At 73.6% G+C, this 12,902-nt stretch carries 12 protein-coding genes; 9 read left to right on the top strand and 3 right to left on the bottom strand.

Going from position 1 to position 12,902, the window contains the following annotated elements; all coding sequences use genetic code 11:
* The first annotated feature begins 7 nt into the window (after window positions 1-7).
* Entirely contained in the window at window positions 8-730 is a 723-nt protein-coding gene (rnc, locus tag BLS43_RS08790; protein WP_093079632.1) for a ribonuclease III, read from the top strand.
* On the top strand, window positions 723-1,589 hold the full coding sequence (gene mutM / locus BLS43_RS08785) for a bifunctional DNA-formamidopyrimidine glycosylase/DNA-(apurinic or apyrimidinic site) lyase (RefSeq protein ID WP_093079628.1): 867 nt from the start codon (window positions 723-725) through the stop codon (window positions 1,587-1,589). Before rnc ends, mutM begins: the two co-directional genes overlap by 8 nt.
* On the opposite strand, the gene BLS43_RS08780 is transcribed toward mutM, so the two are convergent.
* The 3 genes from BLS43_RS08780 to BLS43_RS30960 form a co-directional block, all read right to left on the bottom strand.
* Window positions 1,538-2,146 carry a TetR/AcrR family transcriptional regulator gene (locus BLS43_RS08780; protein WP_245707383.1) on the bottom strand — a complete coding sequence of 203 codons (609 nt, stop codon included), beginning with the start codon at window positions 2,144-2,146 and terminating at the stop codon, window positions 1,538-1,540. The two genes, mutM and BLS43_RS08780, sit on opposite strands and share 52 nt — an antisense overlap.
* 230 nt (window positions 2,147-2,376) lie before the next feature.
* A complete protein-coding gene (locus BLS43_RS08775; RefSeq protein WP_093079624.1) occupies window positions 2,377-3,411 on the bottom strand; it encodes a magnesium and cobalt transport protein CorA in 1,035 nt (344 codons plus the stop codon).
* Window positions 3,412-3,426: 15 nt separating this feature from the next.
* Window positions 3,427-4,149, bottom strand: coding sequence for a CAP domain-containing protein (locus BLS43_RS30960; RefSeq protein WP_245707381.1), 723 nt, complete (start codon window positions 4,147-4,149; stop codon window positions 3,427-3,429).
* Between the two features lie 22 nt (window positions 4,150-4,171).
* Here BLS43_RS30960 and BLS43_RS08765 point away from each other — a divergent pair, with 22 nt between their 5' ends.
* From BLS43_RS08765 to BLS43_RS08735, 7 genes are all read left to right on the top strand, one after another.
* Complete coding sequence (locus tag BLS43_RS08765; protein WP_093079619.1) at window positions 4,172-4,471, top strand: acylphosphatase; 300 nt, start codon at window positions 4,172-4,174, stop codon at window positions 4,469-4,471.
* A 65-nt stretch (window positions 4,472-4,536) separates the two neighbouring features.
* The gene (locus BLS43_RS08760; protein ID WP_093079614.1) at window positions 4,537-4,944 is read left to right on the top strand and encodes a VOC family protein; all 408 of its coding nucleotides are present in this window, start codon (window positions 4,537-4,539) and stop codon (window positions 4,942-4,944) included.
* Between the two features lie 32 nt (window positions 4,945-4,976).
* Window positions 4,977-8,591, top strand: a complete 3,615-nt coding sequence (gene smc / locus BLS43_RS08755) for a chromosome segregation protein SMC (protein WP_093079609.1) — start codon at window positions 4,977-4,979, stop codon at window positions 8,589-8,591.
* Window positions 8,592-8,616: 25 nt separating this feature from the next.
* Window positions 8,617-10,458 (top strand): signal recognition particle-docking protein FtsY, encoded by a 1,842-nt coding sequence (ftsY, locus tag BLS43_RS08750; RefSeq protein ID WP_218129753.1) that lies wholly within the window; start codon window positions 8,617-8,619, stop codon window positions 10,456-10,458.
* Between the two features lie 282 nt (window positions 10,459-10,740).
* Window positions 10,741-12,087, top strand: coding sequence for an ammonium transporter (locus BLS43_RS08745; RefSeq protein ID WP_093080068.1), 1,347 nt, complete (start codon window positions 10,741-10,743; stop codon window positions 12,085-12,087).
* Window positions 12,088-12,090: 3 nt separating this feature from the next.
* Window positions 12,091-12,429 carry a P-II family nitrogen regulator gene (locus BLS43_RS08740; RefSeq protein ID WP_093079604.1) on the top strand — a complete coding sequence of 113 codons (339 nt, stop codon included), beginning with the start codon at window positions 12,091-12,093 and terminating at the stop codon, window positions 12,427-12,429.
* Window positions 12,430-12,562: 133 nt separating this feature from the next.
* Window positions 12,563-12,901, top strand: coding sequence for a P-II family nitrogen regulator (locus BLS43_RS08735; RefSeq protein WP_093080064.1), 339 nt, complete (start codon window positions 12,563-12,565; stop codon window positions 12,899-12,901).
* Window position 12,902 lies beyond the last annotated feature (1 nt).

The following is a 12,902-nucleotide window of genomic DNA, read 5'->3' as shown; positions in this document are numbered from 1 at the left end:
GCACCTGGTGGGCGAGAAGAGCGTCACGGGTCCCCGTACCGACCGGGCCCCGTTGTTGGCAGCACTCGGCGTCGAGGTCGGCGCCGAGTTGCTCACTCTCGCCCTCACCCACCGCTCGTACGCGTACGAGAACGGGGGCCTGCCGACCAACGAGCGCCTGGAGTTCCTGGGTGACTCGGTGCTCGGCGTGATCGTCACCGAGCGGCTCTACCGCGATCATCCCGATCTCCCCGAGGGACAGCTCGCCAAGCTCCGCGCCAGCGTGGTCAACATGCACGCGCTGGCCGGGGTGGCGGCCACGCTGGCCCTCGGGGAGTTCGTGTACCTGGGCCGGGGTGAGGAGCTCACCGGCGGTCGGGAGAAGTCCAGCATCCTGGCGGACGCCACCGAGGCCATGATCGGTGCGGTCTACCTCCAGCACGGCCTCGAGCCGACCCGCGCGTTGGTGCACCGCCTCTTCGACGGGCTGCTGCAGTCCGCCCCGCTGCTCGGCGCGGGCCTGGACTGGAAGACGAGCCTGCAGGAGCTCACCGCCTCGGAGAACCTCGGCGTGCCGGAGTACCGGATCACCGAGGAGGGCCCGGACCACCTCAAGACGTTCACCGCCACCGCCGTCGTCGGCGGGCGGGACCTGGGGTCCGGGGAGGGGCGCACGAAGAAGGAGGCCGAGCAGAAGGCCGCCGCGCTCGCCTGGCGCACGATCACGGACGAGACCGCCGCGAGTGCCTGAGCTGCCCGAGGTGGAGGTCGTCCGCCGCGGGCTCGCCGACCACGTGCTGCACCGCCCGATCCGCTCGGTCGAGGTGCTGCACCCGCGCGCCGTCCGCAGGCACCTGACCGGGGACTTCGCCGAACGGCTCGCGGGTCGCACGATCGCCGCGGCGGGCCGGCGCGGCAAGTACCTCTGGCTCGACGTCGGCCACGACGAGGCGATCATGGCCCACCTCGGCATGTCCGGCCAGATGCTCGTCGCGGCGGCCGACCGGCCCGCCGAGAAGCACCTGCGCATCCGCTTCACGTTCGAGACCGGCCCTGAGCTGCGGTTCGTGGACCAGCGGACCTTCGGCGGGCTGTCGATCCACCCTCTCGTCGACGGGGTGCCCGAGCCCGTCGCGCACATCGGCCGCGACCCCATGGACCCCGAGTTCTCACTGGACGCCGCGGTGGCCGGGATCCGCAGGCGGCGCACCGAGCTCAAGCGGGCCCTGCTGGACCAGACGATCGTCTCCGGCATCGGGAACATCTACGCGGACGAGGCGCTCTGGCGGGCCCGGCTGCACGGCCTGCGGCCCACGGAGAAGCTCACCCGGGCCCAGGGGGTCACGGTGCTCCAGGCCGCCTCCGAGGTGATGCACGAGGCCCTCGACCAGGGCGGGACGAGCTTCGACGCCCTGTACGTCAACGTCAACGGCGCGTCGGGCTACTTCGACCGTTCCCTGAACGTCTACGGCCGGGGCGACCGGGCGTGCCGGCGCTGCGGCACCCCGATCGTGCGGGAGCCCTTCATGAACCGCAGCTCGTACAGCTGCCCGCGGTGTCAGCCGCGGCCGCGCAGCAGCCGCACCGCGACGGTGAGCCGCGCGCGGTAGTCCGCACGCGTCTCGACCTGGTGCTTGAGGCCCACGGATACGCTGATCAGCGTCTGTGCGCGGTCCGGGTCCCCGAGCGCCGCCGTGAGCAGCGCCGCGAACCGGGCGGATGCCGCGTCCGCCGCCGCCCCGAGCAGCTCCGGGTGGTCGCCGACCACGGCCGTGAGGTCCCGGCCGCGCCCGATGTAGCGGCCCGCCCAGTGGTCGAACGCCTCGACGATTTGCGGCGGGTCGCCCGCCAGGGCCCGCTCCGCCGCGCCGAGATCGCGATCGAGGGCCCACAGCGCCGCTTCCCGGAAGAGCTCCCGTTTCGACGAGAACAGGAGGTAGAGCCCCGGCCGGGAGATCCCGGCGGCGCGGGCGACCTCGTCCATGGAGCTCTTGCGGTAGCCGAAGTGCGCGAACGTGTGATCACCACGCCCTTCACCGCCACCAGTACCGCCGACGACGTGCTGGCAGGCCACGACCTGGCCGGCGCGCGCGATCGTGACCGGGGCGTCGTCCGGGCTCGGGGCCGAGACGGTGCGGGCCCTCGCCGCGGCGGGGGCCCAGGTCACGGGCACCACCCGCGCCACGCTGGACCTGGCCGACCCGGCGTCCGTCGCCCGGTTCGTCGCGGAGGTGGGCGGGGGACGGGATCGTCGCGAACGCGGTGAACCCGGGCGGCGTCGCGACGGGGCTGCAGCGGCACTTCACCCGGGCGCAGAAGGAGTCCCTCGCCGCGGCCGAGGCCGCCGGCGCCTGAGCCGCGGGTCGGCGACGCGGGCCGCGCGGGCGGATCCCTCCGCTACAGCCACCCACGCTTCTTGAAGATCAGGAACAGCAGCCCGCCGAGCAGCACCATCAGCCCCACGGCGAACGGGTAGCCCCACGCCCAGTGCAGCTCCGGCATGTCGTCGAAGTTCATCCCGTAGATCCCGGCGACCAGCGTCGGGGTGAAGAGGATGGCCGCCCAGGAGGACACCTTCTTCATCTGCTCGTTCTGGTCGTACCCGGCCTCGGTGAGCCGGGTCATCTCGTCGTTCTGCCGCTGCGCGACGAGCGTGGAGTTCACCGTGAGGATGTTCTCCAGCAGGGACCGCAGACCCTCGGTGCGCTCGCGGGCGCGGGTGGCGTGGTCGAAGACGTCCCGGAACAGCCGGTGCAGCTCCAGGTCCGGGTCGTCGCTCTTCTTGGAGAACCGGGCGCGCAGGGCGAGGAAGATCTCGGCCAGCGGCTCCACGGCCCGCTGCAGCTCGATCACCTCGCGGGTGAGCTGGTAGATCCGGCGGGAGACGTGGGGGTCGGCGTCCCAGACCTGGGTCTCGATCTGGTCGACGTCGTCCTGCAGGCCGTCCAGGACGGGCCCGTAGTCGTCGACGATCTTGTCCAGCACCGCGTAGAACACGGCGAACGGGCCGTGGGCCAGCAGATCGGGATCGGCTTCGAGGCGCTTGCGGACGTCCGCGAGGTCCGGCTCGTCGGCGTGTCGCACCGTGATCACGAAGTCCCGGCCGAGGAAGAGGTGGATCTCGCCGAGCTCCACGTCCTCGGTCTCGTCGAGGTACCGGGCGGGCCGCAGCACCGCGAACTCGGTGTCGCCGTAGCGCTCCAGCTTGGGCCGCTGGTGCCCGTGCAGGGTGTCCTCGACGGCGAGCCGGTGCAGGCCGAACTCCTGTTCCGCCGCCGTGATGTCCTCGGCGGTGGGCCGGAGCATCCCGATCCAGCAGAACGCGTCCCGGCCCGGACCGCAGGCCCGCAGCGTCTCGACGGTCAGGTCGAGGGAGGCGGGCTCCCGGGTCCGGTGCCCGTCCACGTACACCGCGTTGTCGACGACCGTCATGCGGCGACGATAGCTCTACCTGCCGAAGTCCTGCGTCCAGTAGTCCCCGCTGGGCTCGTACCCCACGCCGATGGTGCGCAGCGAGCAGTCCTCGATGTTGCGGCGGTGGCCGGGGGAGTCGAGCCAGGCCGCCACCACCTCGTCGGCGCTGCGCTGGCCCATCGCGATGTTCTCCGCTCCCGGGTCCGGGTAGCCGGCCGCGCGCAACCGGTCCGCGAAGTCCCGCCCGTCGAGCGAGTCGTGGGCGAAGTAGCCGTGCGCGGCCATGTCCGCGCTGTGGTCCCGGGCGGCGGCGGTGATCCGGGCGTCGCTGGTCAGCGGGTCGCAGCCGGCGCGGGCGCGGGCCTCGTTCGTCAGCGCGACGACGCGGGCGGCGGGTCCCGTCGCCACCGGAATGTCGGTGGTGGGCAGCGCGGCGGTGGTGCGCGGGGGCGGGGTCGTCCCGGTCGGAGCCGCGGGCACCGCGGTGATCGCCTCCGCGACCGGTGCGGCGACCGGAACGGGGCTCGGCAGCACCAGGGGGGCGGTGGTCGGCGGCGGCGCCACCACCCGGATCGACTGCGGCGGGGTCGGCGGGGTCGGCTCGGTCGGCTCGGTCGTCCCCGTCGTCTCGGGGACGCTCTGCCCGGCGAGGGCGACCGACCAGGTCTCCGGCACGACGGCGACCACGCCGAGCCCGGCGAGCACCGCCCCGAGGGCGAGCCCGGCGAGGAGTCTCGGACCCGCTCCACCGATCACGATCCGGTAACGTAGCGCCGCGATGAAGAGCAGCGACGAGGCACCCGTTCGGCTCAACGCCTGGGTCGCGGGTCACGTCCAGGGGGTCGGTTTCCGCTGGTGGACGCGATCTCGTGCGCGGGAGCTGGGCCTCGTGGGGGAGGCCCGCAACCTGTCCGACGGCCGGGTGGCGGTCGCGGCCGAGGGGCCGCGGGAGGCGTGCGCGAGCCTGCTGGCCCTGCTGCGCGGTCGCGAGACACCGGGACGGCCCGGACGGGTCGACTCCGTGGCCGAGCAGTGGAGCTCGGCGACGGGACTGTGGACGGAGTTCGCCGAGCGGTAGCCGTTCTGTCGGTGCCCGGGTCTAGCGTGCCCTGCACCACACCGGTGTCGGCCTTGGAGGCAGCGATGACCGTTCAGCTCAACCCCTACCTGCACTTCGACACCTCCGCCCGTGCGGCGCTGGAGTTCTACCAGTCCGTGCTGGGCGGGGACCTGCAGATCATGACGTTCGGCGACATGGGGTCCCCCGGCCCCGTCCCGCCGCCCGAGGGCGTGATGCACGGCCAGCTCCAGACCGCGGACGGGTTCGTGCTCATGGCGTCGGACGGTGATCCGGAGCGGCCCACCGAGGCGGGTGGGCAGGTGTCGGTCAGCATCTCCGGTGACGAGTCGGCGAAGATCGAGGGCTGGTTCTCCGCGCTCGCCGAGGGCGGCGTCGTCGACGTGCCCTTCGAGAAGCAGATGTGGGGAGACCACTTCGGGCAGGTCACCGACCGGTTCGGCATCCGCTGGCTGCTCAACGCGGCCGGGTAGAGTCCCGCGGACTGACCACACCCGGGGGACGTGTGCATCTCAAGAGCCTGACGCTGAAGGGCTTCAAGTCCTTCGCCTCGGCCACGACGCTGCGCCTGGAACCGGGGATCACCGCCGTCGTGGGGCCCAACGGCTCCGGCAAGTCGAACGTCGTGGACGCCATCTCGTGGGTCCTCGGCGAGCAGGGGGCCAAGGCCCTGCGCGGCGGGAAGATGGAGGACGTGATCTTCGCGGGCACGTCCGGGCGGCAGCCGCTCGGACGTGCCGAGGTCACGCTCACCATCGACAACTCGGACGGCGCGCTGCCGATCGAGTACTCCGAGGTGTCGATCACCCGGCGGATGTTCCGGGACGGCGCGGGCGAGTACGAGATCAACGGCAGCGCGTGTCGGCTGCTGGACATCCAGGAGCTGCTGTCGGACTCCGGCATCGGCCGGGAGATGCACGTCGTGGTCGGGCAGGGTCAGCTGGACGCGATCCTGCGGTCCAAGCCGGAGGAGCGCCGCGCCTACATCGAGGAGGCCGCGGGCGTCCTCAAGCACCGCAAGCGCAAGGAGAAGGCGCTGCGGAAGCTCGACGCGATGCAGGCCAATCTCACCCGGCTCACCGACCTGACCTCGGAGCTGCGCCGCCAGCTCAAACCGCTCGGCAGGCAGGCCGAGATCGCGCGCAAGGCCCAGCAGGTGCAGTCGGAGCTGCGGGACGCGCGGATCCGGCTGGCGGCGGACGACATCGTCACGCTGCGGGAGTCCCTGGCCCGGGAGGAGGCGGACGAGCAGCAGGCCCGCGCCCGCCGTGCCGAGATCGCCGCGCAGCTGGACGAGGCGCGCGCGGCGCAGGCCGGGCTGGAGGAGGCACTGGCTGCGGATGCGCCGCGGCTGCAGGCGGCGCAGGACACCTGGTACGCGCTGTCGGCGCTGGCCGAGCGGCTGCGCGGCACGGTCCGCCTCGCCGAGGAACGGTTCCGGCACCTGGCGGCGTCGGCCGCCCAGGAGTCCGCGGCGCGCTCGCCCGGCCGGGACCCGGACGAGCTCGAGGCCGAGGCCGATCTCGTCGCCGAGCAGGAGGAGGAGCTGGTCGCCGGGGTCGTCGAGGCCCGGCAGCGGCTGGCCGAGGTGCTGGAGGAACGCGCCGAGCACGAGCGCACCCTGCAGGCGGCGGAGCGCGCGCACCTCGCGGCGGTGCGGGCGATCGCGGACCGCAAGGCGGGCCTGGCCACGCTCGCGGGCAAGGCCGAGGCGCTGCGCAGCGGCGCGGCGGCCACCGCGGAGGAGATCGAGAACCTGTCCGAGGCGCTCGGCGAGGCCGAGTCCCGGATCGTCGAGGCGGCCGAGGAGCTGGAGGCCGCCCGCGAGGAGCTCGGCGTGCTGGACGAGGCGGACGCGGGCGAGCTCGCCGCCCGCGTCGAGTCCGCGGCGCAGGCCCAGGAGTCCGCGGCGGCGCGGGTCCGGGAGCTGGTCGCGCAGGAGCGGGAGCTGGAGAAACAGGGCGCGCACTGGCAGGCCCGGGTGGACGCGCTGTCGGTCGGGCTCGCGCGCAAGGACGGCACGGGCGCGTTGCTGGCGTCGGAGTCCGAGGGCGTCCTCGGCGCGGTCGCGGAGCTGATCGAGGTCGAACCCGCCGCCCGCCCGGCCGTCGCGGCGGTCCTGGGCGAGCTGGCCGAGGGCGTGGCCGTCGCGGGTCCCGCCGCGGCGGTCGCGGCGCTGCGCGCGCTGCGGCAGGGCGAGCACGGCGCGGCGACGCTGCTGGTCGGTGCGTCGGGGGAGGGCCCCGGGCTCGAGGCCGCCGCCGAACGCCTCCCGGTGGCCCCGGCGGGCCGCCCCGCCCCGCCCGCCGGGCGATGGGCGGCCGAGGCCGTTCGCGCCCCCGCCGCCCTGACCGCGCCGATCGGTGGGCTGCTGAGCGGGATCGTGCTGGTCTCCTCCCTCGACGAGGCCGCCGTCGTCGCCCGGGCCGGGCTCGTCGCCGTCACGTCCGAGGGGGACGTGCTGGAGGAGTTCCGGGCCCGCGGCGGGTCCGGCGGCGGGTCGAGCGCGTTGGAGCTGCAGGCCGCGGTGGACGAGGCCGTCGCAGCGCGCGAGGCGAACGAGGCCGAGCTGGTCCGGCTGCGGCCCGCGCTGGACGGGGCGCGCGCGGAGGAGGCGGCCCGCAAGGCGGACGCCGAGGCCGCCACCGCCGAACGGCGGGCCGCCGAACAGCGGCGGGCCGCGGCGGGCAGCAGGCTCGGGCGGCTCGAACAGGTCGTGCGCTCGGCCGAGCAGGAGGCCCAGCGGCTGCGGCAGCGCCGGGACGCCGTGGAGGCCCGCCGGTCCGAGTCACTGCTCGCGCTCGAGGCCGCCGAGCACCAGCTCTCCCTGGCCGAGGACGAGGAGGTGGAGGACGAGCCGGACACCGAGGTGCGGGACACCGCGGCCGACCGGCTCGCCACCGCCCGGTCCGAGGAGGTCGAGTGCAGGCTGGCCCTGCGCACCGCGGAGGAGCGGGCCCGCGCCATCGCCGGTCGGGCGGACTCGCTGCGCAGGCAGGCCGCGTCGGAACGGCAGGCCAGGGTCCGCGCGGAGGCCGCGCGCAAGGAGCGTGAGCGGGGGACGGCCGTCGCCGCCATGGTGATCGAGGCGGGTGGCCGCGCCCTCGACCGGCTGGACGTCTCGCTCGCCTCGGCCGCCGCGGAGCGGGACGAGGTCGCTGCGGCCCGGGCCGACCGCGAGGCCGCGCTCACCGAGGCCCGCGCCACGACCGGGCGCCTGTCCGGCTTGCTGGACAAGCTGGTCGACGCCGTGCACCGGGACGAGGTCGCCCGCGCCCAGTCCCGGCTGCGGCTCGACCAGTTCGTGGAGAAGGCGTTGGCGGACTTCGGCGTCGGGGTGGACGACCTGGTCGCCGAGTACGGTCCGGCGGTCGGGGTGCCGCCGTCGCCCGCGGAGATGGCCGAGTACGAGGCCGCGAAGGAACGCGGCGAGGACGTCGTCGCGCCCCCGCCGATGCCGTACGACCGGCCGACCCAGGAGCGGCGGGCCAAGCGTGCGGAGAAGGACCTGTCGCTGCTGGGCAAGGTCAACCCGCTCGCGCTCGAGGAGTTCGCCGCCCTGGAAGAGCGGTACACCTTCCTGTCCACGCAGCTCGAGGACCTGAAGGACACCCGCCGCGACCTGCTCACCGTCGTCCGCGAGGTGGACGACAAGATCCTCGAGGTCTTCACCACGGCGTACGAGGACGTGGCCCGCGAGTTCGAGACCGTGTTCGCCACCCTCTTCCCGGGCGGCGACGGCCGGCTGGTGCTCACCGACCCGGACGACATGCTGACCACGGGCATCGAGGTCGAGGCGCGGCCGCCGGGCAAGAAGGTGAAGCGGCTGTCGCTGCTCTCCGGCGGAGAGCGTTCGCTCACCGCGATGGCTCTGCTGGTCGCGATCTTCCGGGCCCGGCCCTCGCCGTTCTACGTGCTCGACGAGATCGAGGCGGCCCTCGACGACGCCAACCTCCGCAGGCTCATCTCGCTGATGGAGGAGCTGCGCTCCACCTCGCAGCTCATCGTGATCACGCACCAGAAACCGACCATGGAGGTCGCGGACGCCCTCTACGGCGTCTCGATGCGCGGGGACGGCATCACCACGGTCATCTCGCAGCGGCTCCGGGCGGCGTCGTAGGTCCGGGGTCTGACAGGCTGGGGGGGTGACGACGCAGACCCTCTGGACCGTCGTGGTCGTGGCTGTGGTGGTCGTGTTGATCGCCCTGGTCGCAGGCATCACGATCAGCCGCCGCCGAAGGATCTCCCTCCGCGAGCCCGAGCAGCTCGAAACCCCGGAGGAGCCGAAGCCGCGGCAGGGGAACACCTACACGGCCCGCAGCGGGTTCGACTTCACCTCCGGGGGCGGCACGGCGACCGTCGAGCCGCCCGCGGAGAAGAGCACGGAGACGAGCGCGGAGACGAGCGCCGAGGAGAGCGCGGAGAAGGCAGCCGAGAAGGCGGCCGCGCCCGAGCCGGATCCCGCGCCGCGGCCGGGCACCGTCGTGACCGGCCCGACGCAGGTCACCGGGACCGAGCCCGCCGCGCCGACCGAGCCGTCGGAGCCGTCGGAGCCGTCTGAGCCGAGCGAGCGGACCCCGCCGACCCTGCGGACGCCGACCGAGCGCCCGCCGGGTGACGAGCTGACCGGCACCGCGGACGACGTCCGCACCCCGCCCCGCGGCCTGCCCACCGGCGGCACCGCGACCGAGGCACGCACGCCCCCGGAGGGGATCGCGGTCGTCCGGGAACCGGACACGGACACCCCGCCCGACGGCCTCCCCGTCACCCCGGCCGAACCCCCCGCCGCGGAGGCCCCGACCACCGAGGCCCCGACCACCGAGGCCCCGACCACCGAGGCCCCGACCACCGAGGCCCCGACCACGGCCGCACCGCCCGCGGACACCCCGACCGCGGAGGTTCCGGCCGCAGCCGCCCCGCCCGCCGCGACCGCCGTCGCGCCGACCGCACCCGACGCGCCGACGACCCGGATCCCGGCCCCGGACGCCCCGACCACCGAGACCCCCACCGCCCCCGAGCCCGGCACCCCCGCGCCCACCCGCCCCGCCGCACCCACCGAGGAGATCGCCCCTGCCGAGGGCCGCCTCGAGCGGCTGCGCGGCAACCTCGCCCGCTCCCGCTCCGCCTTCGGGCAGTCCCTGCTGGGCCTGCTGGGCGGCGGCGAGCTCGACGAGGAGTCGTGGGAGGACGTCGAGGCCACCCTGCTGCAGGCCGACCTCGGGCCGGAGACGACCGCCGAGATCGTCGAGACCCTGCGCACCGAGCTGGCCCGCCGCGCCGTTCGCACCCCCGCCGAGGCGAAGGCCCTGCTGCGCGAGGTGCTGATCGGCGCGCTCGGACCCGACATGGACCGCTCCATCCGCGCCCTCCCGCACGACGGGCGGCCCGGCGTGCTGCTGGTGGTCGGGGTCAACGGCACCGGCAAGACCACCACCACCGGCAAGCTCGCCCGGGTCCTGGTCGCGGGCGGGCGGACCGTCGTGCTCGGCGCGGCCGACACCTTCCGGGCCGCCGCCGCCGAGCAGCTCGCGACCTGGGGCGACCGCGCGGGCGCCGCCGTGGTGCGCGGGGCCGAGGGCGCGGACCCGGCCGCGGTGGCGTTCGACGCCGTGAAGCGGGGGACCGCGGACGGCGCGGACGTCGTGCTCCTCGACACCGCGGGCAGGCTGCACACCAAGACCGGCCTGATGGACGAGCTGGGCAAGGTCAAGCGCGTCGTCGAGAAGCAGGCCGAGGTGGACGAGGTCATCCTCGTGCTCGACGCCACCACCGGGCAGAACGGCATGATCCAGGCCCGCGTGTTCGGCGAGGTGGTGAAGGTCACCGGCATCGCGCTGACGAAGCTCGACGGCACGGCGAAGGGCGGCATCGTCTTCCGCGTGCAGCGTGAGCTGGGCGTCCCGGTGAAGCTGGTGGGCCTCGGCGAGGGGTCCGACGACCTGGCCCCCTTCGAGCCCGCGGCCTTCGTCGACGCCCTTCTGGGCTAGTACGCGCCCCGGCGGTCGGACCAATCACCCCGCGTCGCGAGCCCGGGACGAATGCCACGAAACGGTCACAGTTCTCGTCACGCAGCGCTCACGCTGGGTCGCGGGCCGATAACGAAACGTGGATGTAACTCGCTCGGCCGCCGGGTTCACGTCGCTGAAACACGGAGCGCTCTTCCGCGAAACATCGTGGTCCGATTCTCTGCGCACCCACTGCTCCGTCGGGGCGGTAGACGACAGGGAGGGAGAGCCGTGGAAGGGCTCGACACCGGCAATACCGCGTGGATGTTGGCCAGCACCGCGCTGGTCCTGTTCATGACCCCTGGACTGGCGCTGTTCTACGGCGGCATGGTCCGGAGCAAGAGCGTCCTGAACATGATGATGATGAGCCTGTCCGCGATGGGGCTCATCGGCGTCCTGTGGGTGCTGTACGGCTACTCGATCGCGTTCGGGAACGACGTCGGCGCAGGCCTGCTGGGCAACCCGTTCGAGGCCTGGGGCCTCAAGGGCCTGTTCGTCGGCAGCTACACCGGCGACTCGGTCTCCTACGTGCTCTCGGCCGACATCCCGGCCCTGGTGTTCGTCGCCTTCCAGGCCACGTTCGCGATCATCACCGTCGCCCTGATCTCGGGTGCGGTGGCGGACCGCATGAAGTTCGGCGCCTGGCTGCTCTTCGCGGGGCTGTGGGCCACGATCGTCTACTTCCCGGTCGCGCACTGGGTGTTCGCCTTCTCGAACGACGACGCGGGCGTGGTCGGCGGCTGGATCGCCAACGACCTGGCCGCGATCGACTTCGCGGGTGGTACGGCGGTCCACATCAACGCCGGTGTCGCGGCGCTCGCCCTGGCCATCGTGCTCGGCAAGCGCAAGGGCTGGCCGCGTGAGCCCATGCGGCCGCACAACCTGACCCTGGTCATGCTGGGTGCGGGCATCCTGTGGTTCGGGTGGTTCGGGTTCAACGCCGGGTCGGCGCTGGGTGCCAACGGCACCGCCGCCTTCGCGATGGTCAACACGATCGTCGCCACCTGTGCCGCGATGCTCGGCTGGCTCGCCACCGAGCGCATCCGGGACGGCAAGGCCACCAGCCTCGGCGCCGCCTCCGGCATCGTCGCGGGTCTGGTCGCGATCACCCCCTCCTGCGCCTCGATCTCCCCGATGGGTGCGATCCTGCTCGGCGCGATCGCCGGTGTCGTCTGTGCCCTCGCGGTCGGCCTCAAGTTCCGCTTCGGCTACGACGACTCGCTCGACGTCGTCGGCGTCCACCTCGTCGGCGGCATCCTGGGCACCGTCCTGATCGGCTTCCTGGCCGACCCGGGCTCCCCGGCCGGTGTCGCGGGCCTGTTCTACGGCGGCGGTGTCGACCAGCTGTGGCGCCAGGTCGTCGGTGCGCTCGCCGTCCTGCTCTACTCGGGCATCCTGACCTTCGTCATCGCCCTGATCGTGAAGGCCATCTTCGGTGGCAAGATCCGCGTCAGCGACGAGGACGAGGCCACCGGGATCGACGAGTCGGAGCACGCGGAGACCGCGTACGACTTCTCGAGCCACCGCGGTCTGGCGGGTGTCGCCGGGACGCCGCGTCCCGACGCCGCCACCGCGAGTGCCCAGTCGGTCGTCGCCGGCAAGGAGGGCTGAGGAATGAAGCTGATCACCGCCATCGTGAAGCCGTTCGTGCTGGAGGACGTCAAGGGCGCCCTCGAGCAGATCGGGGTCCTCGGGATGACCGTCTCCGAGGTCCAGGGCTACGGCCGCCAGAAGGGCCACACCGAGGTCTACCGGGGTGCCGAGTACTCGGTCGACTTCGTGCCGAAGGTGCGCGTGGAGGTCGTCGCCGACGACACCCTCGCGGACAAGGTGGTCGACGCGGTCGTCGAGGCCGCCCGCACCGGCAAGATCGGCGACGGGAAGGTCTGGGTCTCCCCGGTCGAGACCGTCGTCCGGGTCCGGACGGGCGAGCGCGGGACCGACGCCATCTGAGTCAGTCCCCCGCACGGGCACCGGGCCCGCTGCGCCGCTCCGGCGGCGCGGCGGGCCTGCGGTGTCTCGCGGGAACGAGTGATTCCTCCCGTCTGTCCGGTTCCGCCCGCCACCACCGATCGGAGAGCTCCCGATGATGCTCGTGACGGCGATCGTCAAGCCGTTCGCGCTGGACGACGTCCGTGCCGGACTCGAACGCCTGGACGTCGCAGGCATGACGGTCAGCGAGGTGACGGGCTACGGCCGCCAGCGCGGCCACACCGAGGTCTACCGGGGCGCGGACTACCACGTGGACTTCGTGCCCAAGGTGCGGATCGAGATCGTGGTGGACGAGACCGTCCTGGAGAAGACCATCGACACGGTCGTCCAGGCGTCGCGGACCGGCAAGATCGGGGACGGCAAGGTCTGGGTCGTCCCGCTGGAGACCGTCGTGCGCGTGCGGACCGGCGAGCGGGGCCCGGACGCCCTGTGAT

Origin of the sequence: Pseudonocardia oroxyli (assembly GCF_900102195.1) — a bacterium.
Lineage (GTDB): Bacteria > Actinomycetota > Actinomycetes > Mycobacteriales > Pseudonocardiaceae > Pseudonocardia > Pseudonocardia oroxyli.
The sequence above is the reverse complement of the archived record's forward strand: the minus strand, read 5'-3'. Positions and strand labels throughout refer to the sequence as shown.

Coding starts and splice junctions, on each gene's coding strand:
- BLS43_RS08775 (WP_093079624.1), bottom strand. CDS start 3,411: ATGACGGTCGTCGACAACGCGGTGTACGTGGACGGGCACCGGACCCGG.
- BLS43_RS08740 (WP_093079604.1), top strand. CDS start 12,091: ATGAAGCTGATCACCGCCATCGTGAAGCCGTTCGTGCTGGAGGACGTC.
- BLS43_RS08760 (WP_093079614.1), top strand. CDS start 4,537: ATGACCGTTCAGCTCAACCCCTACCTGCACTTCGACACCTCCGCCCGT.
- BLS43_RS08765 (WP_093079619.1), top strand. CDS start 4,172: ATGAAGAGCAGCGACGAGGCACCCGTTCGGCTCAACGCCTGGGTCGCG.
- BLS43_RS08735 (WP_093080064.1), top strand. CDS start 12,563: ATGATGCTCGTGACGGCGATCGTCAAGCCGTTCGCGCTGGACGACGTC.
- BLS43_RS08745 (WP_093080068.1), top strand. CDS start 10,741: ATGTTGGCCAGCACCGCGCTGGTCCTGTTCATGACCCCTGGACTGGCG.